Origin of the sequence: Methanosarcina siciliae T4/M (assembly GCF_000970085.1) — an archaeon.
Taxonomy (GTDB): domain Archaea; phylum Halobacteriota; class Methanosarcinia; order Methanosarcinales; family Methanosarcinaceae; genus Methanosarcina; species Methanosarcina siciliae.
Genome location: NZ_CP009506.1, coordinates 1,890,321 through 1,916,469 on the forward strand (window position 1 = coordinate 1,890,321; position 26,149 = coordinate 1,916,469).

The following is a 26,149-nucleotide window of genomic DNA, read 5'->3' on the forward strand; positions in this document are numbered from 1 at the left end:
AAAAAAGAAAGAAGAATAGAAAAAGGTCACAGCAGGATGAATAAAACTCTGAATCAAATATGAATCCGTTTTAAACTTCCAACCCTTCTTCTTTGAGGAAATGGTCGATCAGTTTTCGGGAAATGCTGATCTTCCCGGGTAGAGCAGGCAAATCTTCTACCGAAAACCATTTTGCATCCTCAATTTCAAACCCGTCAGGCCGGATGTCCCCGGAATCATATTCTGCGGTAAAGCCGATCATGAGGGAGTTCGGAAAAGGCCAGGCCTGCGTTCCGAAGTAAGTTATGTTCCTTACTTTGAGCCCGACTTCCTCCCAGACTTCTCTTGCAACTGCTGTCTCGGCCGTTTCTCCGGGCTCGACAAAACCGGCTATTAGGCTGTACACAGCGGGAGGGAAATTCGGGGACCTTGCAAGCAAAACCTCATGACCCTTTCTGATAAGCACGATTATAGCAGGCGAAATCCTGGGATAGAAAAGTTCTCCGCAGGAGGGGCATTCTTTTCCTCTTTCTCCGGGTTTCTGCACGGTCTTTGTTCCGCAGCGGCTGCAGAACTGGTTTGTCCGGTCCCATTCCACTACCTGCACTGCCTTATTCACAAGTTCAAAGCACCCTTCACTGATCTCCGAATGTGCCTTTCTGAGGTCGACAAACTCCATCCCCTCCGGAGCCTTCGTATCTGCAGGCAGCTCCACAGAGTAGCAGTGTGTCCCCTCAAGCATACCAAGGTACTGTTCCCTTACCACAGGAAGCCCGAGTTCCCCGAAGTCCACAAGCTTCGGAATAGCACTGGGATTTTTCCTGACTTTGAAAAGAATATCACGCCCCCGGAAAATGAACCAGAGAGCCTTTTCGGTCCTTCCGGCCGGCGGTTCTATGCCTACGATGAATTTCGGGTAACTGGGGTTTTCCCTGTTTGTGAGGCTCATAATGCTTATACTATTGGGTTTTGTTCTATATATGATTAGAGTAGCGTACAGTCCGAATTTTCCTGGTTAAAAACGATATTCATTATACGGGTCATTCTTCCTCATTCATACAATATCTTATAGCAGGTCGCCAGCAAGTCTGCGGGAGGCATTCCAATAATTTAAAGATAAAAATAGCTTACCGGATCAAGGGAAGATTATTTGAGTTTCCCTCTGACCACCATCAATTCCTCAAATGAAACCTTTTTTCTCCGAACAACACCGATCTCGAATCCCAGTTTCTTCATCTTCTCCGTAACAGCTTCCAGCCCGGTAATTGAAGAAATCAGCACCAGAATTTTTCCTCCGGGTTTCAGGTAGTTTCCAACCTCGTCCAGAAACCGGTCAAGGGTTTCCCGTCCGCTGATCCCTCCGTCAAAAGCATAATTTAGCCAGCCTGGGACTTTTTCTTCTTCGGAAGTGGGAAGGTAGGGGGGGTTGAAGAGGATGAGGTCAAAGGAGGCTTTCGAGCTTCCCGGTTTCAGGCCACTGAAAAGGTTGGTGCGGATTACCTCAACCCCGTTTGCTTTTGCACAGAGGGCTGCATGGGGGTTGATCTCGGTTGCAAGGACGCGGATGCCCTTAACATTTGTCCTGAGCACGGCTGATACGAAACCCGAGCCTGTCCCTATTTCAAGGACGTGCATACCCGGCTCTGCTTCTTCAAGGACTGTGTCCGTAAGCAGGAAGGAATCTTCCGCAGGCTCGTAGACAAGGTCTGAGGCTCCGAGTTTGACCCGGGTATTTTTGTATTCTATTTCAACCATGGCTTATCGGATTTGAGGTCAAAAAGCATGTTTGCAACACTGGCAAGCTCTTCAGGAGTCAGGTTTTCAGCCCTTTTGTTCATGAAGTCCTCCGGGAGCTGGTTAACGACCTCTTTGATATCCGGAATTTTGAGCATGCTGTTTGTGTTCAGGATCGAATTTCTCAACTTTTTTCGGCGCTGGCTGAAAACTGCGACCACAAATTCAAGGAAGAAGGCTTCGTCCCGGACTTCGAACGGAGACGGGCGCGGAACCAGTTTGACCACTGCAGAGTCGACTTCAGGGGCTGGTTGGAAGGCGCCTTTTGGGACTTTCATGATGATGGACGCATCGGCAAAGTAATAGGTATCGACCGTCAGGCGGGAGTAGTCCTTACGCCCCGGTGGAGAGACCATGCGGGCTGCAAACTCGTACTGATACATAAGGATTCCGAGCTTGAATTTGTGTCGCAGGAGCTTGAAGGTGATTTCCGAGGAGATGGAATAAGGGAGGTTTGAAACAACCTTGTCAAACCCGGGAAAATCGACATTAAGGGCATCGCCAGCCATAACCTCTATATTTTCAACCTTATCGAAACGGTCGTGCAGGACTGAAACGAGGGAGGGGTCGAGCTCGACTGCAATTACCTTTTTTGCTCGCCTTGCAAGTCTTTCTGTAAGGTTTCCTATCCCTGCGCCGATTTCAAGAACCGTATCCTGCGGACTCAGCTCGGCAGCAGCAACTATCCGATCCAGGTAACCGATATCAATAAGGAAGTGCTGGTCAAAGGTACCTCCTTTTATATTGTACTTTTTAAGAATAGAACGAACCAGGGCCGAAACCTCCTGAGTAGATTAAGAGTTCTTAATAGTAATATTTGGATAAATTCTCAAAAGCCGAACCGTCAGAAGTCAGATAGCCGGAAATGGAATTGAAAAAAGAAAGTAAAAGGATCACCGCCCACTCGAGCCCTGCCGGCGAGGAGGAGTGGTGAACAGCCTGTACTTGATGAAATCGTCCTTGAGCTCTTCTTCGATCCTGTGGGAGATGACCTTCGCAGGGTCATGAAGGCTCGGGATTCTCTCGCGAATATCCTGAAAGCTCTTAAATTCCCCTTTCTTGCGTTCATCAATGATAGACCACATGAGCTTTTTCCCGATCCCGGGAAGAAGTTCAAGCATATGCAGGCGGGTTGTGATGGAATGGGCATCGTTGAAGAACTTTACGAACCTTTCTTCTTTATGCCTGACGACGGCTTCGAGAATGAAGGGCAATTCGAGGTTTGCTCCGGTAGTCAGGTCAGTATACCCTATCCTCTGCTTTACGTGGTCTATTTCATCCCTATCCCCGGGTCCGATATAGACTCTTGACTGGATATCAGGTATTACGCCGACTTTTGGGACCAGTTCCATAAGAGTAAACTTTTTATCCCCTACGGCCTGTACAAGAGGTTTTTTCTGGTACGCTGAAGTGCCGTCAACGGATTTTCCATAGGGAAGATAATCGAGCACCCATACATATTCCTCCCTGTCCTGCGAACCTTCCATGCCTTTCCCGGATGAGCGCGGAGCTCTTTCTGACTGCCTGTCGGACTGCGGTTTGCCTGTCGGCCGCCTGCCGCCAGAAGAAGGTCTTTCGGCAGATGATCTGCCAGTGTACGGTCTACCTGATTGCGACTTCTCTATTTTCATCAGCACCCATCCTGTAAATAAATATGAAACCCCATGAATCTGATTTATGTCCGGTGTATTATACTCCAGCCGGGGATTTCTCACATAGATATGCCCAGCTTCTTTAGCTCTCCTGTCTGGTTCAGGCTTTTTCCAAGCTACCAGGCCTGTCGAACTATTCCCCGCACACCAGTTTCCGAAACTGGAGACTGACCTGTATCCCGGCATTCTCGGGAATTTAGAGAAACGGAGAAGCCTCTGCTCCTAAATTTTGCAGGCCGGGATACTTTCTTTATACTTTAAAGTACTCTAGCCAGATTTCGGATACTTCCCTCATAAATAACAAGATAAACTGCTATATAGCTTATCCTCTTTACTTTCTAATTATTCCATAGCTTCAAATACATAGTCAAGAATTTGATCCAGCTCTTCATTGCTCAGGGTGTACTTTTCCTTAGCGTAAATTGACCTTAGTTCGTCTCTGGATTGAGGCAGGATGTCTGCGATCCGGACCGCAATAACTGGCTTCATTTTTTCAAGCTCAAGCAACTTGCTAACAAGTTCTCTTGACTTTTCTCCGCTGATTTTAGAGAACTGTTCCGCATGATGAAGGGCTTTTCTAAAGCTGTATGCTACCTCAATCCCCTTCTCTCTGCGCTCGTCAGCGATCCTTGTAAGTATATCCTTGACCTCGGCCAATGTCAATAACTCTTCATTGAGGACTTCCTTAACTATCATTGGAATACACTCTTTTAACTTAAAAATTTCAGGTAGTTTTGCTTCCTTGTAGAACAACCTGTAATTGATATTTTATTGTGAACCCTAATTCCTGCTGCAAGCATTTTCTGCCTTTCAGTATCCGGCATCACCCGATAAGCCGGAACTGTATTGAATAACACTATCCTGAGCTATCTCAGCTATATGGTTTACAAATGATATATAATTATAGATGTTCCTTTTCCGGGATAAAAGACTAATTTTCAAAAAGCAGTTGTTCCAGATCCCCTGTAAGTGTGCCCTTTTAGTTTAAGGGATACCAGTTCTGTCACATCCAATCCTTTAACGGCGTTCTTCAAGCTGTAATTTGCCGGAATTCCCGGAAGGATTTCAAACCTCCGGTCGGAAGCCTGAATACCTTAAATTTCGGAAGAAAAGGGAAATTAGGGTGTAAAAACCTAACTGCCCAGAATCAGTACTTCTGCGGCTTCAGGTGCTGCGGAAGGGAAATAACTTCCTTCATTGCGTTTCCGCTGCGGACTTCCAGCACATATGAACGACCACGCTGTCCGATAACCTTTCCGGTAGAACCCTGGAATTTTGGATTTGGCATACCTTTCTGGACGCTCGGGTCGATGTCGATGTGAACCATCTGTCCTTCTTCGAATTCCTGAATTGCCCTGCTTACAGGGGAAATCCCTCTTTCGCGAACCGTCTTCTGTAATTTGTACCTTGTGCAGCGTTTTTCACCGTGGGAATTTGTCATCGCATGTTCCTCCGTTAGAATGCTCGAGTAATTTCTCTCTAAGAAATTTTCTATTCAATTAATTGATTTTCCTCTAAATAAGATGGATATTATTTAAATGAACCGTTCATTAAGGCACTCGTTCTCTGTGTCCCGATCGGCCAATGAAACGGACCCAGATTGAAATCCAGATTGATTTAGATTGGATCGATTTGGTTTATTCAGATTAGATTCAGATGCCCGGAGCTTAAATTTCGACGTTGACCACATCGAGGTCTTCCACAAGTGCCTGGAATCCTAAAAGCCCTGTAAGGCTCGGATTTGTCCTGCCTTCGTCTCCGGAAATCAGTTCCTTGACATAAAGCCCGCCTTCACAGTTCACAGTTATGTAGGCGTTTCCGTCATCTTTCAGCTCGTCAAGCGTGATGCTGTGCACATACCTTTTCCGGACAAGATCTGCACGTCTGTGAACCACGCGCTTTGGAGTCTGCTGGGCAATCTCCTTGCCACTCAAAGCCTCGAGGCAGGATTTAAGCTTTTCCTCTGAAACAGGCTCTTTAAATGTAACTTTAAGCTTATAAGTTTTATCCGCCTTGGAACTCTTGAGGGTCTCAATCATGCCTTTTTCGACAAAGCGAAGATCCTTTACCTCAACTTTTCCTGCGGCAGTTTCGTTAATTCGGGCAGCAAGTGCCCCAAGGTCAGTACTGCGCTTTACAGGAGACTTTGCTTCCACCACAAAAGGCCTGCCGCTTCCGAGCATCAGGGCATCTATATCTTCCCTGCCCGATCCGTGGAAAGCCGTATCAGTTGCCTCGAATGCTTCAACTACCGGCCCTTTGATAAGCTCGTCTACGGACTCCTGGTACTGTTTGCCGGTAAATCCGCAACTTTCGCAGCCCCTGCCCTTGCATTTCCTGCAGGGCCAGCGGGTCTGGGGAATTCCGCGGACTTTTTTGAGGTAGCGCCCGTAAATATATACCGAACGGACCTGGAGCTCGAATTTGTGTGTTGCAAGGTCAAGGGTAATCACAATATCCGGGTTTCCAAAGTCCACTTCCTTGTCAACCTTTTCTGCGATCCTCTTGCCTACTTCCCGATTAAGCTCGGTTTTCAACTGTTCGGCATAGGCAGTCCCTGCCTCAGCCCAGAGCATCTCTTCGTTTTCACTCAGAAGCCCGCTTACCTTCGTACCGACAAGGAAGGTGGAGTACTCAAGCCCCTCGAGAGCCTTTGCCACCTCAGCCGCCCAATCGTCCAGTTTTTTGAACTGGTCAAGGCAGACCCAGCACTGCTCGTCTTCCCCCTCTACCCGGAGGGCTTTTCTTGCAAAGGCACTGCAGGGAACAAGTTCCTTTAAGAGGGAGTCGTCGTTTTCACTTTTGTAAATGCGGTCCCCTTCAAGGGCAAGCGCGAGTTTCATCGCCTGCCCGCGTTCTCTGTTGCTGAGGCCCGTAGATAATTTTGCAAACTGACGGCCAAGACAGTGGTCACAGACAGGACCTTCGTGCAGAATTTTTTTTGATATTTCAAGTACATCCATTTGGTTTCACTTTCTCTAAGCTCTTTGTTCGGGGAATAGACCTGGAAGTGGATAATTGAATTTATTTGAGTGTTTGAGGGTAATTTAGAGTTTAAGAGTTTAATTGAAAGATGAGTTGAAAGCTTATGTTGGGAAAAATATTGACATGGGAAATAGTATTGACATATTGGATCGATTGGTAGATTGGATTGGAGATAATTAAAGATTACATTGAAGGGAATGCGCAAATTGAAGCATGTACTCTAAAAAGCGTATCCGGATAAGTTTCTATCCTGATACAGGGAAGTGTAATATAACTTTTTGGATTATAATTGGAAAAAACCGGAGCTTATTCCTTAACCCTTAATTTTTCCCCTCCCGGAATTTCCCCTCTTTCCGCTTCGGCCCTGTCCAGTTCATTGTGGATAAGGGTTATACAGTGGTTGGAGTGAAGGGAAATAGGCCCAACAGAGATAATTTTTGCTCCGGCTTCTAGGAGCTGTTTTTCCTCTTCTTCCGTAACGCCTGTATGGTCGCCCAGGATAAAGACAGGGTCCCGGATTTCTCCCGCAAGTCCCCGGATATCCTCGCCGTCTTCCCGAAGGTAGAGGAGGGTCCTCCCTTCAAAAGAAGCCAGCAGGGTATTTAAGTCTCCGTTCCGGATCCAGACCCCGGGAGTTGACCGGATGTCTCTTTCGGTTATGTTTTTCTGAAGGGCTTTCTGGATCAGAGACCCGCTGCTTCTTTCATCCGGGTTGAGGTACCTCAGGTGGAGGCCTTCGAATCGGATAATTTTTCCGGGCTCAGGATCTCCCAGAAGGAGCAGGTGAACGTTTACATCCCTGCGCATTCCGAAAGAGAGAAAAAGGGCAGAACTTACGCAGCGGCAGAGTATATCCATTCTTCCTGCAGACCCCGGGAGGTCGTTTAAAGAAAAATCGCCGCTCGTCTTTGCTTTGTGCCCTATGATAACGATATCACGCATGCGGCAGTATATTACGTAAGGGATATAAAAGATGTGTGCATGTTCACAGAAAAACACATAACGAAAGTGTAAAAGAGATTGTATCTAAGAATTCAAACAAGAACTAAAAAATTATAATTTAACGATAAGAGAATTAAATAAATCATTAAGGATGGGATACGGATGAAGATACTCGCAATTTCCGACCCCCATGGGGACTACTCGAAGATGAAACAGATCATAGAAAAAGCCGGGGACTTTGACCTTGCCGTGGTAGTCGGAGACATTACCAATTTCGGGCCCGATGAACAGGTGGATGAACTGGCTGAGATGTTTGATAAGCCCTTGCTTGCAATTCCCGGGAACTGCGACCAGAGGACCATCCTCGAAGCCCTTGAAAATTCAAAAGCCGTAAACCTTCATGGAAAAGCCGAACAGATTGGAAAAATCCGGTTTATCGGGATTGGAGGCTCAAACCCCACTCCTTTTAACACACCATTTGAGCTTTCCGAAGAAGAAATTGAAAATGCCCTTGAAGGAATGGTCTGCTCCGCCGAAAATTCAGGGGAATGCGGGACAATAGTGCTCCTGACTCACGCCCCTCCCCTCGGAGCAAGGGACGAACTCCCTTTCGGGCATGTGGGCAGCAAATCCATCCAGAAATTCTTGGACAGGGTTGACCTGATCGTCTGCGGGCACATCCATGAAGCAAAAGGTATGGAAAAAGTCGGGAAAACCATTGTCGTAAACCCCGGAGAAGCCTGCAAAGGAGCCTGTGCCCTTATAGAGATTGAAGAAAACGGAAAAAAGCCCATCGAAGTTGAATTAGTGGAAGTCTGAAAAAGTTCTGTTCGGACATTCAGAGGCACTGGGATAAATTATTGGATATTTCCGTACACTCTGAACCTTTTTCTCCTTTGAGGAGTATATTCATTAGCAAGAACATCCTTACTATATAATTATATTTTGTTTTATAGAATATGGGACATACAGCTAAAAAAAGATAAGAGGTTTAGCTACGGACGTAATCAACGATTTCGGTTTCGACCCGGTTTTTGTGGAATTCCTGACAAAACTTGCCATTGCCTTTTTGATAGGGATCCTGGTAGGTGTGGAAAGGGAGCACAGAGGCCTGGAACACGAGATTTTTGCAGGAGTCAGGAGTTACAGCATAACCTGCATAACAGGCATGCTGGTTGCTCTTGCAAGCGAATCGGCAGGTCCCGGTTTCGTGTACGTAGCCACGCTTTTCTTTGCAGCTATCTGTTCCATAATTACCTATTCCAAGATATTTCTCTACAGGCGGATAGGGGTTACAAGTCCTATCACCCTCTTCTTTATTTTCGTGATGGGAGTCCTTGTTGGCTATAACTATGGCATGTTTGCCATAGTCTCCTCAATAGTCGTAGCTTTTCTCCTGATCCAGAAGCAGCCCCTCCACCAGTTCGCGGGGAGCCTGACAAAAGAAGAGCTTTTCAATGCCGTACAGTTTCTGGCTGTCGCCTTCATACTTTATCCGGTGATGCCGGAAAAAAAAATCCTCGGGCTTGTAAACCTCAGGTCTGCAATTCTGATTGTGATTCTTGTTTCCCTGATCAGTTTCTTAAGTTATGTCCTCCTGAGAAAGTTCGGGGCAAAACGCGGCCTCTGTTATTCGGGCTTTCTGGGGGGCTTTATTAACAGTGAAGCTACCACAGGAGCCCTTGCAGGGCTCTCAAAAAAAACAGAGACAATGGCCGATCCTGTCCTTACGGGAATTCTACTCTGCAATATTTCCATGCTCATTCGAAACCTTATACTCGCCTTTATAGTTGACCCGAAAGGAAAGATAACCCTGCTTATGCTCCCTCCCCAGCTTGTACTCATTGCCGTTTCCATAGTAATAGTCCTCAGGCACAGTAAGAAATTCTGCTCTATAGATGGGGGAGAACTTAAGATCCGGTCTCCTTTCTCTCTGGGACAGGCGTTTAAATTCGGCATTGCCTTTACCCTTATTCTTATCATAGGAAACTATGCCTATGACTTTGCAGGGACTGCCGGCATATACGTAACCGCCCTCGGCGCGCTTGTCAGCAGTTCAGGAGTGATAGTCTCCGTAGCCCTCCTTGCCGTAAACGGAAATATCTCTTACGAAGTCGCAGCAAACACTGCAGTGCTCGCAAGCATCATAAGTACTCTAAATAAAATTTTGCTTTCAAGAATATCAGGTTCTGAAAACCTATTTTCCCTCTCCAAAAAAGCATTCGGAATCATTGCATTAACCGGAACCATTGCTTTGCTTTTATGGAACATCCGGTGAGAGAAAGCAAAAAGAGAGAATAAGGGGTATTAAGGCGCCTTCATATCATTAATAGGAGTTTTCATCTTTTCAAAACAAACCAGTATGATACAGTTATATGGCGCAACCTGAACAAGCCAAAAAGAATCTTTGTCCTTGTAAGCGAGGACAAGCTCTGGAAAGATTTTTTTTATGGCCGAACTTACTTTTTTACATCAATATGTAGGATATCTAAGGTATTGTGTGGGTTGTTTAGATTTTTAAAGAACTTCTTAAGGTGAGAAGTGTTTGATGTGAAAACAGTTTTATCCCGGCTCGAATTGTGACCGAAGAAGTCTAAAATATCTTTATATGGAAGCAAAGCACTTAGATTTCATAAAGAATTTTGCCTTGAAAACAGGCAATATAAAAGAAAAATACAAAAATATATTTATATGTACTTGAATGTACAGACAAAGCTGAAAGCTTGAAAAGTCCATTAAAGCAGGAACTTAAGATTAAATAACATTAGATATTAAATAAACAAGAATAAAAAACTAATATTCGAAAGATTTAGAGACTTTAAAGTAAAACATCAAAAAAACTGAATTGAATTTGGAATTACATTAAAAAAATTGTATGGAACTTGGAATTATTTCTGTAGAGTTCTAATTCCATAACCAAAAGAGATCATGGGGAATAAAATGAAAGCAAAAATCATTGTTCTGCTTCTAGTTTTAAGCGCAGTTTTATTCTCGGGATGCGCTGGAAATGAAGAAACCTCCCCGGAAGAAAACGTGACACCTGAAGAAACCGTAACCCCGGAGGAAGTTTCAACTCCAGAAGAAACCGAAACCCCGGAAGTAACGGAGACCGAGGAAGAAGTTGAAACCCCGGAGGAAAATGAAACAGAAGTAGTAACTCCGGTTGAAAATGAAACAGAAGAAGGACCGACTATTAACACATCCAATATAAAGACAACTCCCTATCTCGTAAGGCTTGTTAGTTACAGAGCATATCCCACAAGCCTGAACATTAAACAGGGGGAAACGGTTGCCTGGATGAACTATCAGGACAGCCCAAGGAGAGTCTTTACCCTTGTTAGCGAACAGGGCCTCTTTGAAAACGAGAGCCTTGTGTACAGGCGTTCCTTTCCCTACACTTTCAATGAAACAGGAGCTTACAACTTTACCGTTGTCGGGCAACCAAAAATGAGTGTAAATATAACTGTGAGCGAACCCTGAAAAAATTACCTGAAGAAATTTTTCGAAGGGACCGAGAGATAGGATAACTCAAAAGGCATGTACGGCTATCTGGAAAGTAAGCAAAACTTTCCAGTAAATTCACTTTTTTTTAGCTTCCGAACTTTCCTGCTTATTTTGATTTTTGAACCTTCCCGACCCTATTTCCATGATCTTTCTACCTCTTCCTCCTGAAGAAAAAGGCCCGGAAGCAAAAAATCAGCCAATAAATAGCTGATAGGCCAGCCAATTAGCCGATTAACTATTTTTTCAGAAAGTCGTTTCTCAGGTCAGAAGTGGCAAAATCGCCTACAAACAAACTATTTTTTAAAACAAGGCTTAATATAAGAAAGTATTATTATTTAATGAGGATTATATTGGATTGGGAGTAAAAAAGGAAAACTTACACAGGGGGGAAATAATAGTGATAAAAAAACTCATTCTGCTCCTCGTAGTCCTGGCAGTATTAGTGTTTGCCTACATGAACTGGTGGGGAGGAAATCAGGAGCGAGAAGAAGCCATGGGGGATTCCGGGGGTTCGGGTGGCACTTCAGGAGGAACACAGCAACCAACAGGAGTGGAGACACCGCAAGAGGCAATAACACCAGAAGAAACGGAAACATCTGAAGAAACGGAAACATCTGAAGAAACGGAAACATCTGAAGAAACGGAAACATCTGAAGAAACGGAAACATTAGAAGAAGCAGAGACGCCGCAAGAAACAGAAACGGCTGAAGAGGACGAAACGCCCGAGGAAACAGTAACTCCGGGTCTTGAGTCCGGAATTGAAGAGGAACAAACCGAAAACGTGACCGGTGAAGAGGAAGAAACAGGGACAGTGCAGCCTGAGGAAACCGAGCCGGAAACTTACCTTGTAAGGCTCAAGAATTATCTCTTTATTCCCTCCGAACTGGAGATAAATGAAGGGGATACGGTTGTGTGGAGAAATTTCGATGAATCCGATGTTTTTACCCTGAGTAGTGAAGAGGAGCTTTTTGAGGATCAACAGCTTGGATACGGAAATACCCTGAACTATACGTTTACTGAAAACGGAAGCTACAGTTTCAGTGCAAATGGGTATCCGAACATGCAGATGACCATCACGGTAAAATAATATCACAAAGTATAGCAACTTCAGATGATCCGTAGAACTATAGTGGAAGGGACGACAAAGATTTCGGTTCCGGTCCCACCTCCGGATGCAAATTTCCCTCCCTCGGCAGCGCCGGTGTTCTATAACCCGGAGATGGAGTTGAACCGGGATATCAATGTTGCAGCAACTGCAGCATTTGTGAAGAGGCTTCTTTCGAGAAAAGACTTGAAGAGAGAGGAGGTCCGCTACGTAGATGCCTTTTCAGCATCAGGAATCCGGGGTCTCAGGATTGCAGGGGAAGTAGGAATACATGCGACCATGAATGACTGGAACCCTGAAGCGTTTGAACTGATAAAGGAAAATATAAAGATTAATGGGCTTGAGGAAAAAGCCCAGGCTACACGCAAGAATGCAAATGTGCTGCTTCATGAGCAGAAATTCCATATCGTGGATGTCGACCCGTTCGGGACCCCTGCGCCTTACCTCGATGCAACCGCAACTTCGGCACAGGGCATGCTCGCGGTTACTGCAACAGATACTGCTCCCCTCTGTGGAGCCCATTTGAATTCGGGAATCAGAAAGTACGCATCCGTACCTCTGAATACGGAGTATCACAGCGAGATGGGCTTAAGGGTCCTCCTCGGAGCCTGTGCCAGAGAACTTGCAAAACACGAAAAAGGGATGCTGCCCCTACTTTCACATGTCACGCGGCACTATGTTCGCAGCTACCTTGAAGTGCTTCCCGGAGCCGGACAGGCTGACAAGACCTTGAAATCCATGGGATTCAGCGTTCACTGCCCGAAGTGTGGATTCAGAGGCCCTGTCTACGGGCTTGCCGTGCATATTGAGAAAGAATGTCCTGCCTGTGGAGCCCAGACAAAGGTTGCAGGTCCTCTGTGGCTCGGACCTTTTAGAAAATCGGAGTTCTGCAATGAGGCGCTTTCCGAGCTTGAGGTGCACCCTCTGAACATGAAAGAGAAAGCAAAAAAAATAATTACGTTCTGCAGGGACGAACTCGACATTCCCATGTTCTATGACCAGCACGTAATCTGTAAGGAACTTGGGGCTTCTGCAACAGGGATCGAGACTCTGATCGAGACTCTTAAAGCCGACGGGTTTGAGGCTTCAAGGACTCATTTCAGCGGGACTTCGTTCAGGACAGATGCTCCCATTGCTGAAATAAAGAAAATAATCCAGGCACTTTCCGGCTGAAGCGAATGTTCCTTTGAAGCCCGGAGGCAGAAACCTGTTCAAATATTATATAAACTATAAAAGAATAATAAACGCCCGAGTTCAGATCCGCAAATAATCCGTTAAAAAACTCAATGTGATATCATGTCCGACGATGATGTAGAAAAGCTATTTTTGCAGGAGAAGCCCACTCTTGCATTGCTGTTTATAGGTTCGATGGGAAAAACCTATGCTTCGGTTATTTCAAAGGAGATAGACTCGACTTTTGCCCATACCACGAGAATTCTTTCGAAGATGGAGCAGTCCGGACTTATAAGATTCACATTTGAAGGACGGATTAAGTTTGTCGAACTTACTGAGTACGGAAAGGAAGTGGAAACCGCCCTTAAAGAGTTCCGAAACATAATTACAGCAGAATCTCCTGCAAGCGAAGAAATACAAAAAACAGAAGAAGAAATTGAAGAAAAAGGCGAAGCGGCGGAAGGCAATAAATCAGAGAAACCGAAAGAAGCAACCGAAATTGAGAACATAAAAGAGCTTGACCTTCTAAGTGTTGAGATCCTTGAAAAGGTCAGGAACCTTAGAAATAAGATCGAGAGCATCCACAGGGAAGCAGTTGAACAAGGACAGAGTAAAGAGATGGTTTCCAGAAAACTTGGCCCTTACAGCCGGGATATCAGGAAACTGCATAGCCAGGTTGAGAAGGCTGAAAGCCCTGTTGATGAAGCAGTAGTTTCGGCTCTGGAAGAGACTGAAAGACTCCTTGAGGCTTATCTTAAGGGTCCAAAACCGGAAAATACTTAATACGGCAGATCCAGGTAGAGAGAAAAGCGGCAGGAAGAAAATGGAAAAAGTTGTGACCCTTCAGCATATTTATGGAAAAAAGCGGGACAGAATGGCTGAACTCCTGAAAAGCCTGGTTGAGAATGAATTAAAAGACCTTGAAGTAAAGGTTGAGGTCTCCATTACCCCGGAAAACTGGGCAGAGTTTACCCTTGAGGGTGAAGATGAAGAGGTATCGGCAAATCTCCTGAAATCCAGGTACGGAAGTCCTGCAAAAAAAGCCGAACCAGGGAAGGTGTACCTGGGTTTTCTTCAGGCTTTTACGGAGGACGCGTTTATTGCCAACATCGGTATCCCTGTGCGCATCGAAGCAGAGGAACTTAAAGCCCTGGGCAGCGGAAAGCCAAAACAGCTTGCATCAAGGTTCGGTCTGGTCCCTCACCTGCCGGTTGAAGTTGAGGTATTTGAGGCTAACAAAAAAATAAAAGCCAGTTTTACAAAAAAACAGTTTGACCTATGGTGGGGATGGAAAAAAGCAAGTACTGACAGGGTTATCATTAATGCCGCCACCCGTTCGGAAATTAAAAGTGCGGTAAAAAAGACAGGGCACGGCCGGGACATTTACGAAATCGAGCGCCTCGGGCTGCTTGAGCATGCCGTCGTATGCCGTGAAAAAACAGACGGACCCGGAATCGTGGCAGCAATAGGGCCCCGCCTGAAATCCGAAATGGGAGTCGTAATCGGAGATTCCCGCTAATTTCGTTTTCACAATGCCTGGAAGTTCGGGATAAAAATAATTATGTAAAAATGGAAAATGGAAAAAGATAATTTACATTGTAATTTCAAAAAGGCAGCGGGTGTGCCCGGTCCCATAACACTCGGTTTCCAGGACTCCGCACTCTTTTCCCAGTTTTCCTTTAAGGACGCCTTCAAGGATGCCTTCTCTGAGAACACAGAAAGGTTTTCCTATTGCCGGCATGAACCTGGCTTTAAAGTCGTCTTCAATCTGAAGGGCAGGAGAACCGCCCATGAGCACCGAGACCCGGCAGTCCCCGTGAAATTCCATAAAGGCTGCAATTTCCTTAAACAGGGCTTCAGGGGTGTTTGATTCAAAATTAGCAGAAAGACATTTTCCAATGTCTTTTCCGATCGTCCTGACAACAGGGGCATTATCAATACCGTATGCTTCAAAACCGAATCGTAGCACATGAAAAAGGGCTCCCATAAAGCAGGACCTGTCATTTTCGTTTTCAGCAACTTTTTCCAGCAAGCTTCGGTAATGCTCCGGAAAAGGCTCCTTGGAGCAACCCATGTACTGGGAAGTAAGGGAATAAATCTTCTTGCGCCGGTCTTCGGGGTCCGAATTTTCTTCAACAAGCTCGCATGTTCTGAGATTATTAAGATGAACGGAAATGGTTGATTTGGCTTTTGCCGTAAATTTTACAATTTCGTCAAACGATTTTGGCTCTTCCCTGAGCAAATTCAGGATCTGGAGTTTAACAGGGCTGTCTACGGCTATGAGCCCTCTTTCGGTATAAAAAAATTCAGTTCTGGTCTCAGGTTTTGCCATAATATCTTTAGATAAGTTGTGTTTTGAATATATAAAACGTTCGCGTGACTACGAATAATCATGATTAAAATATAATAATGCAGGTATAAAATAATGTAAAGAAAGGGAGAAGGGGTGGTAAAGCAAAACTAAATAAAACAGAGGGATGAAGTAAGCGATAAAGTAAAGAGGAACAGAATGAAGTACTGATAAGCTAAAAATAGAACTCCAGCCAAAAGATACAGAAAGAAAAGGTACAGAAAGAAAAGGGTACTGCAAAAAAAATTGCAGGATTTTTCAAAAAACGTACTCCGGAAAAGAAGCATGAAATTCTTCAAATAATATCCACCAGGTAATGAAAGTAACTTTCAAATCACAGTGCTTTCATACCAGAAAAAGAAAAAATATGCCAGTCTGTTTACAGACCAATTTTTAAAAAAGCAAAGGGGAAAACACATGGGATTATTAACACGGATGGAAACCGTATTTAAATCAAAGATGAACAAAGTGCTTAACAAAATGGAAGACCCTCGGGAAACCCTTGATTATTCCTATGAAAAGCAGCTGGAATTGCTGCAGAACGTAAAGAGAGGTATTGCAGAAGTGACAACTTCTAAAAAACGCCTCCAGCTCCAGCGGGCAAAACTGATTCAGAACAACGAAAAACTTGAGAAACAGGCAAGAGATGCGGTTGCCGCTGACCGGGAAGATCTCGCAAGGCTTGCTCTTGAGAGAAAAGCAGCCCTCCAGCAGCAGGTTGATGGGATTGACAGGGAAATCGTAGAGCTAGAAAAACAGGAAGAAAAGCTCGTTTCCTCGGAGAAGAGGCTTTCTACAAAAGTAGAGATTTTCAGGACAAAGAAAGAGTCCATTAAAGCCCAGTACTCCGCAGCCGAAGCCCAGGTGAAGATTAATGAGTCCGTCACCGGGATAGGCGAAGAGATGGCAGATGTGGGGCTTGCCCTTGAAAGAGCTGAAAATAAGACCGAAGAGATGAAAGCTCGCGCCGAGGCAATTGACGAGCTTATGGAAGCCGGCACCCTCGAAGACCTCACAGGCAGCAAGGATGATATTGAACGTGAACTTGCAAAAATCAGTGCCCAGACCAGTGTCGAATCCGAACTTGCAAAGCTTAAAGCCGAAGCTGGGAAGGAGCCCGAAAAAGAGAAAACTGGGGAAGAAAAAAAGGAGGTCTGAAGATGATAATCCGGATCATTGGAGAAGGGCAGTACCGGGCACCTGAAGCCCTCTGCGAGGAATTAAACAAGATAGATAACAGAATCGTAGTCCTTGTTTCGGAAGAGAAAGCCGAGGAGTTTCGAAAAGAACTTTCAAAGCTGATCTCGGAGATAAAGGAAAAAGGAGAAGCAATTGGCGCAGAAGAAATTCTGGAATCCGACATCATTGTCCCCCCGGAAGACCTGAGCCTTGAGGAAGCAAAAGCCGTATTTACAGGTTCAGGGATTTTTGAGGACTGAAGCTGTAAAGAACTGAAAATCCAGGGTTGAGGAGTTCAACAGGGCTGAAATACTTTAAAACTCTGCGATTTCCATAAAAATAATTGACTGAATACCATGAACAGCTTCCGGATAATCCGTGTACTTCAGATAATCTGGAAACTGTCCTGGTAAATTTGTAATCCGATCGGAAAAATAACTGGCAGTTTGAGGGCCTACATTACCTTATAATCATTACGGGTACTTTTGAGTGCCTTAGAACGTTTTCTGCCACACTACCGATCAGGAACCTCTGGACTCCGGTCAGGCCCTGTGTGCCCATTACTATCAGGTCAATATCACTCTCCTCTGCATATTCAAGGATTTTTTCAGCCGGGACGCCTTTCAAGTACAACGGCTCCACTTTAACTCCGGCTTCTTTTCCGAGTTTTTCTACATAAGCGGTTGCAACTCCTCCTTTATTTGCGAGATATTCTTCAAATGCATCGGTCCAGCCCATAACCGACCTGGCAGTTCCGGCGTGCTCGGTAGAAACAACATAAAGGGCATATACTTGAGCCCCTGTTACTTTCGCAATGTCGATTCCATAAGCAGCTGCTTTTTGGGCGTTTTCCGAACCATCCGTTGCAATCAGAATTTTTTTTAAAAGATTTTCACTCATTTAACTACCCCCTTTATTTTTATAAATTAAAATATGCAGGTATTAATATTAAAATTTCATCCTGAATTGTTCAGCTTTTTCCAGGGCTTCTTCTGCATCCTTCCTCTCGGTAATATCAATGGTCACAGATGGAATAATGGAATAATTTTTATGGACTAATCCTTATCTTTAATTGGAAATGAAAACCAGGTGATATAAGTTGTCAAAAAAACAGGCAATTCTGATCTTATTTCTCACAACCGTCCTTCTCGCATCAGGCTGCTTGGGGGACAGTGGAACAAAAATTTCAATTTCGGGCAATGAAACCGAAATTAATGTCAACATCTCCGAGCAAGCCGAAGGCAACTGGTGCCCTGCGGGGTCTCAGGTCCAGATTAAAAACCCCACAACAGGAAAAGCCCTTAATATGACAGTTACCGGCACCGAAGAGTTCGGAAACAAAACTCTTTGCAAAGCTATGATAATCACAGGGAGTGAAGAAAACAATACCGGATACGAGTACATGTGGTCACAGGACAAAAACACCACAGTCTGGACAAAGTACGGCGAGGATGGAAATATATCACTAAGATACGTCTACGAGGACGGAAAAAAGACAATCATTAATGGAGAGGGAAGGTTACTGGAGTTTGGGGTAAGGCCATAAGAACTAATAAGAAATATGTTCAAAGCAGTAAAATTAATAGAAAAATACTCCGACAAAATATATTGGAACAAAATATATTGGAATAAAAAAAAGTGGGTTGCCTGAATGTAGCCAGAAACGGCCGCTTCTATCTTTTTTATCCAGTTCCTCCCAGATCCGCCTCTTGATATGGCAGGTAGCCGGATAGCTTCCCTGAAACTGCTGTTTCCTTGTTAGTTTCCGACACCCGCTTGAAACCAGTTTTCAGATTGCAAGAGGGTGGTGCGAATGTTGACCAGAAGTCTTTTGGACTCCCTTGTTTGTTTCGACACCGGTGCTGGGCGGCAAGAATGTTGGCCAGAAATCCATTTAGGGCTTCCTTGTTGGTTTCTGACACCCATGCCTTTTCTCTCGGGGTTTCAGACTTAAAGGTCTGCCCCAAGAATTCTCGCTTCGACAGATCCTTCTTCTGGGCTCGGCTTTCCGATAGTCGTACCGAGCAAAACGATCCAGCCCACAGGAAACAGTATCAGCAGAAGGCTATATGCAGCAATTGCTGTTACAATCGATTTCCCTGCAAGCTTCTTCAGAGTATCCATTGGTACTCCACCCCTGGCGTGGTTGTCTTTTTTGTTTTCGTCGTTTCGATAGTTGGGCAATATTTACCCAGTCTTACCCAATGTCTTCGATATTGTGCGTAGTACACAATAGCATACAATTCTATGCAAGTACTGACTTATATAGATTTTCCAAAAATAATATTACGGTCTGTATATATTTTATACCGATCAACGATGATAAACTAAAAGAGCAATTTTTCATGTTTTTTAATATTCTTTCATATATGCCCCTGCAATTCCCGGATGTTCGAGAATATTCCTGTATTTAAAGGTTCCCATTGAGCTCTTCTGGGTTGCCGCAATGTACCATTTTTTCCAGAAAAATTCTTTTTTCTGAAACCTTTAAACGCTATGTTACCCTAAGCGTTAAGTATCCATGGTAGGCAATTCCTAAGAGATAAACTCAAAAAATACATATGACGTTGAGAAAAAAACAAAAAGAGATAGCCAGAACATGCCAGATACTTTTACTGACAATACGGATAATCAGGACTCAGATCCTTCTCGCCAGGGTTCCGAAGGCCAGGCAAATGTTGTTATAGTTAGATACGGGGAGCTTGCCCTTAAAAGCACAGGAGTTCGGAACTGGTATGAGAAAATTCTCATGAAGAACATTGCCGCAATGCTGGACTCAAGGAACATTCCGCATTCCCTTCTGCGGAGAGAATGGGGAAGGATATTTATCGAGACAACAGATCCGCAAGCAGCAGGAGCTGCAGCAGACGTTTTTGGAGTCGTTTCAACTTCCCCTGCATTAGTAACGGAACCGGACCTTGAGAGCGCGTCCAGAACCTGTGCCTTTCTTGGAACAGGCCTAATTCGGGAAGGAGAGTCTTTTGCCATTCGGGCAAGAAGAAGCGGAAACCATCCGTTCTCCTCAGCAGATGTGGGGCGAAAATGCGGGGATGCTGTCTGGAACGCACTTGAAAAAGAAGGAAAACATCCCAGAGTGAACCTAAGTTCTCCGGATAAGGAAATTTTTGTAGAGATGCGGCAGAATCTGGCTTACGTTTATCTGGAAACGGTTAAAGGAGTGGGAGGGCTACCCCTTGGCACGCAGGGCAGTATGGTAGTGCTTATGTCCGGAGGCCTCGATTCCCCTGTTGCCGCATGGCTGATGATGAAACGCGGGGTAATGATTACACCTGTTTACTGCAATAACTCTCCCTACGCAGAAGATGCAGCAAGGAAAAGGGCTTTTGATTGCATCCGCCAGCTTCAGGCCTGGGCCCCAGGACAACAGTTCACAACTTATGAGATCCCCCACGGTCCAAATCTAAGGGCTTTTATCGGGACATGCGAGCGGAAAAACACCTGCCTCCTCTGCAAGCGCATGATGTACAGGGAAGCCTACGAAGTTATGAAAAAAGTTGGGGCAAGCGGGATTATTACCGGCTCATCTCTCGGACAGGTGGCTTCCCAGACTGCGGCCAATATGCATGCCGAAATCTACCAGCTTCCTATCCCGATTTATCACCCGTTAATTGCCTTTGACAAGACCGAGATCGTGGATATCGCCCGCAGAATTGGAACTTACGATATCTCTACAAGGCCGGCAGGAACCTGTACCGCAGTTCCGGAGCGACCCGAAGTTAAGGCAAACTATGACCTTATAGTCCTTGAAGAGAAAAAGCTTGGGATTGAGACCATGGTTAGCGATGCCCTGAAAGCTGTAAAAATCCTCAAGCTCTGATTCGAGGCACAGTTTTCGGACAGGGATTCTGTTCGATAGAGCTGGAATTCTCCAGCTTATTCTAATTCAGTTTTCCTGTAAATAATATTTTGAGATATATAATACAAGAAAAAATACTTTAAAAAATATATAAAATTGAAATGATTTATATAAGATTTCTTACTTTTAATATTCTGGGCGTTATACATCCAATGGAGTTCATCATCCAATCTCCAGTTCAATCCACAGGTTCAATCCACAATCACAAATTTCACACTACAGTTAACGCCCTTCTCTTTATGAGAAATGGTCCGAATCTTCCTAAACTACGACTCCGACCAGGCTTTCTCGTATTTTTCAGGATTAGTCCTAACTTTCTTCAAAACGAACTAATTTAAAAAATTATTTATCATTACTCCTGCTAATCTATTCTATGAATGATTTTTCCCGCTCAGATACTTCCCGTTCAGATACAATAGCTTCCAGAACAAGAACGGTTTTGCTTTTATTTACGATCATAAGTTTTCTGTTGCTGACTGCCGGCTCTTTGTATATCGATCTGTTTCCTGATAATCCGGAAAAAGGCGAGTTTCTTATAAGCACAGCAGGTCCTGTATTCTGGTTTTTCTGTGGTCTCTGGCTCCTATTTAATTTAGTCACTTTCCTGAACTCCCGGCGCTAGAAAATTCCCACTGGAATTTCTTAGGCAGACATTTCAGGAAAGCGGACTTTATTAGTGTCTGATAATGGGAGTTTATAAAAGTTTTATGAGCAGAGAAAAATGTTTCTAAGGCAGGCGAAGAATTTATTTATGAAATTCCCTGAGAGTTATGCAGGTTCAGACTTTCTTTTTACTCCCCAACCTTAAAACATGCCTTTAAAGGGTTTCGAAAAAAGGCTACTAAATTTTTAGAATTTGTCATGAAATATGTATCCGATTTATTGCAGGTTTTAGCCGGATACGGACCCCTGTTAAGGTATATTGAGAAGTTTTATTCATCACTATCGGATTCAATCTCTTTTTTTTCGGCTTTGTGTTTATGGAGTGCCATCTCGATATTGCTGTGCAGGTCTTCTTCTTTGAAAGGCTTGGAAATGTATCCCGCCGGTTCCGTCATTTTAGCCCTTTCAAGGGTTTCATCGTCAGTATAAGCTGTCAGATACAGGACAGGAATTTTAAGGCGAGCTTTTATTTCACGTGCGGCTTCAATTCCATCCATATCTCCTTTCAACATGATATCCATCAAAACAAGATCCGCATTTGTCAGCTCCGCCTTTCTTATTGCTTCCTCTCCTGTGGAAGCAGTACCGGGTACGGTATAACCCAGATTTTTGAGTTTGTTTCTGATGTTCAGAGCGACAATGTTCTGGTCTTCAACAACCAGAATTTTTGCTTTTTTCATTATATCTCCCCTTTGGCACTGGACACTCTTTCAGATGACTGGCAGGGTTCTTTAAACCAGATCTTGAACTTGGTCCCCGAATCATTTTCAAGTTCAATCGTACCCTCCAGTTGTTCAACAAGTATATTTACCAGCTGGAGACCCAGAGAGTTCGTGTTCCTGAAATCAACGTTTTCCGGAAAACCCAACCCATTATCCGAAACTACCAGTATGTGCTGTATATTTTTATCGACTGGACTCTTAGAATCCATATTATTGATGATATTACTTATACTTTTATTTTCATTATTTTCTTCTGTTCTGCAGAGGCTGATGCAAACTTCACCTTTCCTGCCCGATGGAAATGCGTGTTTAAGAGAATTGGATACAAGCTCATTGATGATTATCCCAAGAGGAACTGCAGTATCCATTCCAAGGAAAATCTCTTCAATGTTGAGCTGCATCCCGACATCTCCTTTTCGGACAATGTATGAGTTGAACAGGTCTGCAGTCAGTTTCTGAAGGTAAGCTGAAAAATCCAGAGTCTCGTTATTTCGGGACCTGTACAGTTCCTCATGAATTATTGCCATCGTAGCAACCCGGTTCTGGCTCTCCCGGAAGGCTTCGAGGACCTCGGGATCGTCAAATTTCTCTGCCTGAAGTTCAAGGAGGCTTGAGATTACCTGCAGGTTGTTTTTGATCCTGTGGTGTATTTCCTTCTTACGGATTTCTTCCACTTTTGCAAGAGATTCTTCAGCTTCTTTTTGCTTGCTGATATCATAGATTGTCCCCTGTAAAATTCTCTTTTTGTCCGAAGGGTCGGAGACGTTCTGTATAATCTCACGAACCCACCTTATATTTCCATCCCTGTGCCTTATCCGGTACTCATGCCCTATTAAAAGCAGGGGATCCTTTTTCAGTCTCCCTCTATTCTCAAAAACCCTATATCTATCTGCAGGATGGACAAGCTGGTACCAGTTAACTTTTCCGGAGAAGAATTCTTCTCTGCAGTACCCTGTGGTTTCTTCCGTATTGCCATCTATGAGAATCAGGGTGAAGTCGATTCCCATCTGGAAAGCAATTCCCCGGAAGTTTTTCATGAAGGACCTGTATCGAGCCTCGCTTTCTTTCAGTTTTTCAGAAGCCAGTTTTATGCCTGTAATGTCTTTTATTACACCTAAAGACCTTCGAATGCTTCCTTCTTCATTCCTCTGGTAAACCCCGCTATCTTCCACATGAATATAGGTTCCATCCTTTTTCCTGAACCTGTACTCAACGCGGAACTTAGTGTCAGTCATATGAAATATCCGGAGTTCGCCAAGAACTCGTTCCCGGTCTCTAGGATGGATATGGTTTGTCCACATAGCATAGTCGAATTTGCTAAACTCCTCCGCCGTATATCCCGTGACATCTTGGACAGCTCCTGCCCACTTAATCATATTATCTCCGTGGTCGTGCTCAAACACTATCTGCCCTGTCTGCTCGGTAGTTATTCGGAACCTTTCTTCGCTTTCCTGAAGTTTTCCCCGGGAGGATCTCTTCTCTGTGATATCTTTTATTACTCCAAGAACCCTGCAAACTCTTTTATCCCCTACTTTAAGGTAAATGCCGACATCTTCAACGCAGATGTAACTCCCGTCTTTTTTTCTGAATCCGTATTCTTCAAGACATTTCCCCCCGTTTTCCATACACTTTTCATGTGATTCCCAGACCCTTCCTCGATCCTCAGGATGGACATGAGCTATCCATCCTTCCAGATCTACCTGACTAAACTCTTCAGAGCTGTAGCCTGTAAGCTGCTGGATTGATCCGGCCCAGCCAATTTTTCCAGATTCAACATCATAATCATAAACTATCTGCCCTGTCTGCTTAGCAGTAATCCTGTACCTCTTCTCCCCTTTTCGGAAAAATTTCTCAGCTTCTTTGCACGGGGTGATATCCAGCATTACACCCACAACACCGGCAACTTCTCCCAAACTATTCTCATAAGTAGCTTTATGGAACAGGAAGTCTCTGCTTACGCCGTCAGCACAGTTAACTCTGGTCTCGTAGTAACGGCTCCCCCTACTATCGAGAAGTTCCCTGTCATGTTTGTAATATATCTCAGCAAGTTCTTTTGGGATCTTTTTTTGAAACTCGGAGAAGGAGCCCCCTATGACCAGCTTTTTAGGAAGCCCCATGATTTGCCGGGCAAAACTCTCGTTGCAGTTTACATAAATATCGTTCCGATCCCTCTGGAAGACGGGGCTCGGAATGCTGTCTAAAAGGGTCTCAAGAAACTGGAGATTGTTCCGCAGGGTCTTTTCAATACCTTTCCTTTCAGTGAGTTCCCATGCAAGTTTATCGTTTGCTTCTATGTACTCCAGGGTTCTCAGCTCAACAAGATTTTCCAGCCTCTCATGCCAGGACCTGAGTTTTTCCTCAGCCCGGACCCTGAAACTTATATCAAACCCGTAAATGTCTATGAGCTCAATTTCCGGACGAGGATAGAGCATCAGGGCATACGTAGTTTCCCCTATTCTGATTTCAAGTTTTTCAGGTGTTTTCTGGGAAAAAGCCCTTCTTATACCGTGTTTCAGGGCTTGAGGAAGCTCACCTCCTTCTTTAATACCCCAGTGTTCAAGAAGAAAACAAGCTGCCCTATTGGCAAAAAGAACTTTCCCATCCTTTTCTACTCTGAGGACAGGGTTAGGATTCTCCGAAGGGAAGGGCTCTATTATTTTTTCTTGCAGTTTTATTGAGCTTTCCTGCTCCAGTTCCCTATCCTCTTCTTCTTCAATATCTTCTTTTTTCTCGGGAAATCCGTTAGTTTTAATCTTCCAGTCCCCCATTTTTCACTTTTTCCTTAGTCTCCTGAATCGTAGAGCGAGAACAATATATTAGTTTAAAAACAGGGTTAAAAATAGCCTTGCGGACTTTCCCATTTTTCCGCTATTTACTCCCTTCAATCCGATACCCTGGAGTTTTATTGTAAAAAAATATACGTTGCTCTGTTATGTATCCATTATTTAAAAAGTATATGATGTAGCACAGGCTTTTGTAAAGTTAGGATCGGGATAACGAAAAATACCGCACAAACAGAAAAGTTCAACTGAAAGTTCATCCTTAAAAAATATATTATAGATGGCCAGGGGGAGCTTCAACTTTCCCTGGTCATCTGAGGGGGTTATTTTAGCGTGGGACAACCACACTAATATTTAAAAAGAGTTATTTGTATTTAATTGTTTTCAATTTTTTGACAGTTTAAAAAGATAAATTTACCATAAAATATATCGGAAGAGCTTAAAAAGTCTGAAAATATTAAATATTTGTGTAAAAATAAGATAACATAAGACAGGACAAATAAATTACAACATTTTTAAATTTAAGTATCAGTTGATGATAAAAAACCATGAAACCCTCCCGGCTGAAAGCGGATTTTTAATCAATTTATAAAAAATACCGTCTCCGGCATGTCTGGTGATCCCGTTAAAAAACAGATTTGAATGAGAAATAAGACCGAAATAATTAACAGGATATAAACTGTCTAATTAACAGATTCAAATAAATGGACTCGGCGGGATTTGAACCCGCGGCCTTTACGTTGCGAACGTAACGATCTTCCCCTGATCTACGAGCCCTTTTACGAAAAAGAGAATGATGAAAAAGTCTTCCGGACACATTGTCCGGTTCTTTTTCCCTTCTCAGATGCGGTAGGCTTCCAGAACCTGAACGTTCTCGACGCCGGAAACTTTTGCAAAGGCTTCTTCTGCAGGTTCAGTTCCACCTTCTTCATCATTAACGATTAATGTTACAATCAGAGCCTTCAAACCAAAAGCGATAGGTTCCTCAACAATATCTCCGTGAAGGTCGGCCATTGCAGGAATTACGGCTTTTATTTTCTCTTTCAATTCCGCAAGGTCGGTTTCGATACCTTCTGGCATAATTTTAATTTTTGCTGCAACATCACCCATTTCAATCCCTCTTGTAATATATTACGATTCCATGAACAAATTCAAGCTGCTTTTACAATGCGCTTCTTGAGCTTCTGAAACTCTGGCCAAAATCACGGAGCTTTGAATCCGCACTTCGGACAGGTATATACGTTACCCTGCTGCCTGCAGCTTATACATCTTCCGATCTCTGCTCCGCACTGAGGGCAGGGAAACTTCACATAGCCTTTCTCCACAAGACGGATACCGCATGAGGTACAGTATTCAATTTTCTGTGATGACATTTTTATTCTCCTGAATTATTTCTTATAGTGAACTGCAATGAATTAACCGGTGAATCAGGCCCCTTCTTAAG

26 protein-coding genes and 1 tRNA gene are annotated in these 26,149 nt (G+C 44.1%); 11 read left to right on the forward strand and 16 right to left on the reverse strand.

All coding sequences use genetic code 11. The features are described 5' to 3' along the window. Positions 1-70: 70 nt before the first annotated feature. The 8 genes from nudC to trmY all read right to left on the reverse strand — a co-directional run bounded on the left by nudC (position 71) and on the right by trmY (position 7,352). On the reverse strand, positions 71-928 hold the full coding sequence (nudC, locus tag MSSIT_RS08035) for an NAD(+) diphosphatase (RefSeq protein WP_048171479.1): 858 nt from the start codon (positions 926-928) through the stop codon (positions 71-73). Positions 929-1,125: 197 nt separating this feature from the next. Then, complete coding sequence (locus MSSIT_RS08040; protein WP_048171481.1) at positions 1,126-1,734, reverse strand: HemK2/MTQ2 family protein methyltransferase; 609 nt, start codon at positions 1,732-1,734, stop codon at positions 1,126-1,128. Beyond that, complete coding sequence (gene rsmA, locus MSSIT_RS08045) at positions 1,722-2,546, reverse strand: 16S rRNA (adenine(1518)-N(6)/adenine(1519)-N(6))-dimethyltransferase RsmA (RefSeq protein ID WP_082088916.1); 825 nt, start codon at positions 2,544-2,546, stop codon at positions 1,722-1,724. The genes MSSIT_RS08040 and rsmA overlap by 13 nt, the downstream gene beginning before the upstream one ends. A 120-nt stretch (positions 2,547-2,666) precedes the next feature. Then, entirely contained in the window at positions 2,667-3,404 is a 738-nt protein-coding gene (locus MSSIT_RS08050; protein WP_048174606.1) for a DUF655 domain-containing protein, read from the reverse strand. 363 nt (positions 3,405-3,767) lie between these two features. Beyond that, complete coding sequence (locus tag MSSIT_RS08055; protein ID WP_048174607.1) at positions 3,768-4,121, reverse strand: RNA polymerase Rpb4 family protein; 354 nt, start codon at positions 4,119-4,121, stop codon at positions 3,768-3,770. A gap of 451 nt (positions 4,122-4,572) precedes the next feature. Further along, complete coding sequence (locus MSSIT_RS08060) at positions 4,573-4,866, reverse strand: 50S ribosomal protein L21e (RefSeq protein WP_048171485.1); 294 nt, start codon at positions 4,864-4,866, stop codon at positions 4,573-4,575. A gap of 226 nt (positions 4,867-5,092) precedes the next feature. Next, the gene (locus MSSIT_RS08065) at positions 5,093-6,388 is read right to left on the reverse strand and encodes a tRNA pseudouridine(54/55) synthase Pus10 (RefSeq protein WP_048171487.1); all 1,296 of its coding nucleotides are present in this window, start codon (positions 6,386-6,388) and stop codon (positions 5,093-5,095) included. 328 nt (positions 6,389-6,716) lie between these two features. Continuing rightward, the gene (trmY, locus tag MSSIT_RS08070) at positions 6,717-7,352 is read right to left on the reverse strand and encodes a tRNA (pseudouridine(54)-N(1))-methyltransferase TrmY (protein ID WP_048174608.1); all 636 of its coding nucleotides are present in this window, start codon (positions 7,350-7,352) and stop codon (positions 6,717-6,719) included. A gap of 162 nt (positions 7,353-7,514) precedes the next feature. On the opposite strand from trmY, the gene MSSIT_RS08075 reads away from it, so the two are divergent. The 7 genes from MSSIT_RS08075 (at position 7,515) to MSSIT_RS08105 (ending at position 14,653) form a co-directional block, all read left to right on the forward strand. Continuing rightward, positions 7,515-8,171, forward strand: coding sequence for a metallophosphoesterase family protein (locus MSSIT_RS08075; RefSeq protein WP_048171489.1), 657 nt, complete (start codon positions 7,515-7,517; stop codon positions 8,169-8,171). 217 nt (positions 8,172-8,388) lie between these two features. After that, positions 8,389-9,630, forward strand: a complete 1,242-nt coding sequence (locus tag MSSIT_RS08080) for an MgtC/SapB family protein (protein ID WP_048171491.1) — start codon at positions 8,389-8,391, stop codon at positions 9,628-9,630. Positions 9,631-10,292: 662 nt separating this feature from the next. Beyond that, a complete protein-coding gene (locus MSSIT_RS08085; protein WP_048171493.1) occupies positions 10,293-10,832 on the forward strand; it encodes a cupredoxin domain-containing protein in 540 nt (179 codons plus the stop codon). A gap of 421 nt (positions 10,833-11,253) precedes the next feature. Next, positions 11,254-11,943 carry a cupredoxin domain-containing protein gene (locus MSSIT_RS08090; protein ID WP_231590478.1) on the forward strand — a complete coding sequence of 230 codons (690 nt, stop codon included), beginning with the start codon at positions 11,254-11,256 and terminating at the stop codon, positions 11,941-11,943. A 24-nt stretch (positions 11,944-11,967) separates the two neighbouring features. Continuing rightward, a complete protein-coding gene (locus MSSIT_RS08095) occupies positions 11,968-13,134 on the forward strand; it encodes a tRNA (guanine(10)-N(2))-dimethyltransferase (protein WP_048171496.1) in 1,167 nt (388 codons plus the stop codon). Positions 13,135-13,257: 123 nt separating this feature from the next. Further along, positions 13,258-13,917 (forward strand): MarR family winged helix-turn-helix transcriptional regulator, encoded by a 660-nt coding sequence (locus MSSIT_RS08100; protein WP_048171498.1) that lies wholly within the window; start codon positions 13,258-13,260, stop codon positions 13,915-13,917. 40 nt (positions 13,918-13,957) lie between these two features. Next, on the forward strand, positions 13,958-14,653 hold the full coding sequence (locus tag MSSIT_RS08105; protein ID WP_048171501.1) for a DUF2110 family protein: 696 nt from the start codon (positions 13,958-13,960) through the stop codon (positions 14,651-14,653). Positions 14,654-14,725: 72 nt separating this feature from the next. Here the strand turns inward: MSSIT_RS08105 and MSSIT_RS08110 are convergent, their stop codons facing one another. Next, a complete protein-coding gene (locus tag MSSIT_RS08110; RefSeq protein ID WP_048171502.1) occupies positions 14,726-15,466 on the reverse strand; it encodes a V4R domain-containing protein in 741 nt (246 codons plus the stop codon). 435 nt (positions 15,467-15,901) lie between these two features. Here MSSIT_RS08110 and MSSIT_RS08115 point away from each other — a divergent pair, with 435 nt between their 5' ends. Together MSSIT_RS08115 and pspAA are read left to right on the forward strand one after the other, a co-directional pair. Beyond that, the gene (locus MSSIT_RS08115) at positions 15,902-16,642 is read left to right on the forward strand and encodes a PspA/IM30 family protein (RefSeq protein WP_048174610.1); all 741 of its coding nucleotides are present in this window, start codon (positions 15,902-15,904) and stop codon (positions 16,640-16,642) included. Between the two features lie 2 nt (positions 16,643-16,644). Then, positions 16,645-16,923, forward strand: coding sequence for a PspA-associated protein PspAA (gene pspAA, locus MSSIT_RS08120; RefSeq protein WP_048171504.1), 279 nt, complete (start codon positions 16,645-16,647; stop codon positions 16,921-16,923). A 199-nt stretch (positions 16,924-17,122) separates the two neighbouring features. Here the strand turns inward: pspAA and MSSIT_RS08125 are convergent, their stop codons facing one another. Continuing rightward, positions 17,123-17,563, reverse strand: a complete 441-nt coding sequence (locus MSSIT_RS08125) for a universal stress protein (RefSeq protein ID WP_048171506.1) — start codon at positions 17,561-17,563, stop codon at positions 17,123-17,125. 199 nt (positions 17,564-17,762) lie between these two features. Here MSSIT_RS08125 and MSSIT_RS08130 point away from each other — a divergent pair, with 199 nt between their 5' ends. After that, positions 17,763-18,209: a hypothetical protein gene (locus tag MSSIT_RS08130; protein ID WP_048171507.1), complete on the forward strand. Its 447-nt coding sequence runs from the start codon at positions 17,763-17,765 to the stop codon at positions 18,207-18,209. 404 nt (positions 18,210-18,613) lie between these two features. Here MSSIT_RS08130 and MSSIT_RS23040 read toward each other — a convergent pair whose 3' ends face one another. Next, entirely contained in the window at positions 18,614-18,787 is a 174-nt protein-coding gene (locus MSSIT_RS23040; RefSeq protein ID WP_156157324.1) for a hypothetical protein, read from the reverse strand. A gap of 475 nt (positions 18,788-19,262) precedes the next feature. Here MSSIT_RS23040 and thiI point away from each other — a divergent pair, with 475 nt between their 5' ends. Next, complete coding sequence (gene thiI, locus MSSIT_RS08140; RefSeq protein WP_048171511.1) at positions 19,263-20,501, forward strand: tRNA uracil 4-sulfurtransferase ThiI; 1,239 nt, start codon at positions 19,263-19,265, stop codon at positions 20,499-20,501. A gap of 971 nt (positions 20,502-21,472) precedes the next feature. Here thiI and MSSIT_RS08150 read toward each other — a convergent pair. From MSSIT_RS08150 to MSSIT_RS08170, 5 genes are all read right to left on the reverse strand, one after another. Beyond that, positions 21,473-21,883 carry a response regulator gene (locus MSSIT_RS08150; protein WP_048171515.1) on the reverse strand — a complete coding sequence of 137 codons (411 nt, stop codon included), beginning with the start codon at positions 21,881-21,883 and terminating at the stop codon, positions 21,473-21,475. Continuing rightward, positions 21,883-24,693, reverse strand: a complete 2,811-nt coding sequence (locus MSSIT_RS08155; protein ID WP_048171517.1) for a PAS domain-containing protein — start codon at positions 24,691-24,693, stop codon at positions 21,883-21,885. Before MSSIT_RS08155 ends, MSSIT_RS08150 begins: the two co-directional genes overlap by 1 nt. Positions 24,694-25,410: 717 nt before the next feature. After that, positions 25,411-25,482: transfer RNA gene (locus MSSIT_RS08160), tRNA-Ala, on the reverse strand. Between the two features lie 63 nt (positions 25,483-25,545). Beyond that, complete coding sequence (locus MSSIT_RS08165) at positions 25,546-25,815, reverse strand: elongation factor 1-beta (protein WP_048171519.1); 270 nt, start codon at positions 25,813-25,815, stop codon at positions 25,546-25,548. Positions 25,816-25,907: 92 nt separating this feature from the next. Next, entirely contained in the window at positions 25,908-26,078 is a 171-nt protein-coding gene (locus MSSIT_RS08170) for a zinc finger domain-containing protein (RefSeq protein WP_048171521.1), read from the reverse strand. Positions 26,079-26,149 lie beyond the last annotated feature (71 nt).

Bases quoted from the DNA above. Each gene is read 5' to 3' on its own strand.
- nudC (WP_048171479.1), bottom strand. From the start codon at position 928: ATGAGCCTCACAAACAGGGAAAACCCCAGTTACCCGAAATTCATCGTA.
- MSSIT_RS08040 (WP_048171481.1), bottom strand. From the start codon at position 1,734: ATGGTTGAAATAGAATACAAAAATACCCGGGTCAAACTCGGAGCCTCA.
- MSSIT_RS08050 (WP_048174606.1), bottom strand. From the start codon at position 3,404: ATGAAAATAGAGAAGTCGCAATCAGGTAGACCGTACACTGGCAGATCA.
- MSSIT_RS08055 (WP_048174607.1), bottom strand. From the start codon at position 4,121: ATGATAGTTAAGGAAGTCCTCAATGAAGAGTTATTGACATTGGCCGAG.
- MSSIT_RS08060 (WP_048171485.1), bottom strand. From the start codon at position 4,866: ATGACAAATTCCCACGGTGAAAAACGCTGCACAAGGTACAAATTACAG.
- MSSIT_RS08065 (WP_048171487.1), bottom strand. From the start codon at position 6,388: ATGGATGTACTTGAAATATCAAAAAAAATTCTGCACGAAGGTCCTGTC.
- trmY (WP_048174608.1), bottom strand. From the start codon at position 7,352: ATGCGTGATATCGTTATCATAGGGCACAAAGCAAAGACGAGCGGCGAT.
- MSSIT_RS08075 (WP_048171489.1), top strand. From the start codon at position 7,515: ATGAAGATACTCGCAATTTCCGACCCCCATGGGGACTACTCGAAGATG.
- MSSIT_RS08085 (WP_048171493.1), top strand. From the start codon at position 10,293: ATGAAAGCAAAAATCATTGTTCTGCTTCTAGTTTTAAGCGCAGTTTTA.
- MSSIT_RS08095 (WP_048171496.1), top strand. From the start codon at position 11,968: ATGATCCGTAGAACTATAGTGGAAGGGACGACAAAGATTTCGGTTCCG.
- MSSIT_RS08100 (WP_048171498.1), top strand. From the start codon at position 13,258: ATGTCCGACGATGATGTAGAAAAGCTATTTTTGCAGGAGAAGCCCACT.
- MSSIT_RS08105 (WP_048171501.1), top strand. From the start codon at position 13,958: ATGGAAAAAGTTGTGACCCTTCAGCATATTTATGGAAAAAAGCGGGAC.
- MSSIT_RS08110 (WP_048171502.1), bottom strand. From the start codon at position 15,466: ATGGCAAAACCTGAGACCAGAACTGAATTTTTTTATACCGAAAGAGGG.
- MSSIT_RS08115 (WP_048174610.1), top strand. From the start codon at position 15,902: ATGGGATTATTAACACGGATGGAAACCGTATTTAAATCAAAGATGAAC.
- pspAA (WP_048171504.1), top strand. From the start codon at position 16,645: ATGATAATCCGGATCATTGGAGAAGGGCAGTACCGGGCACCTGAAGCC.
- MSSIT_RS08125 (WP_048171506.1), bottom strand. From the start codon at position 17,563: ATGAGTGAAAATCTTTTAAAAAAAATTCTGATTGCAACGGATGGTTCG.
- MSSIT_RS23040 (WP_156157324.1), bottom strand. From the start codon at position 18,787: ATGGATACTCTGAAGAAGCTTGCAGGGAAATCGATTGTAACAGCAATT.
- thiI (WP_048171511.1), top strand. From the start codon at position 19,263: ATGCCAGATACTTTTACTGACAATACGGATAATCAGGACTCAGATCCT.
- MSSIT_RS08150 (WP_048171515.1), bottom strand. From the start codon at position 21,883: ATGAAAAAAGCAAAAATTCTGGTTGTTGAAGACCAGAACATTGTCGCT.
- MSSIT_RS08155 (WP_048171517.1), bottom strand. From the start codon at position 24,693: ATGGGGGACTGGAAGATTAAAACTAACGGATTTCCCGAGAAAAAAGAA.
- MSSIT_RS08165 (WP_048171519.1), bottom strand. From the start codon at position 25,815: ATGGGTGATGTTGCAGCAAAAATTAAAATTATGCCAGAAGGTATCGAA.
- MSSIT_RS08170 (WP_048171521.1), bottom strand. From the start codon at position 26,078: ATGTCATCACAGAAAATTGAATACTGTACCTCATGCGGTATCCGTCTT.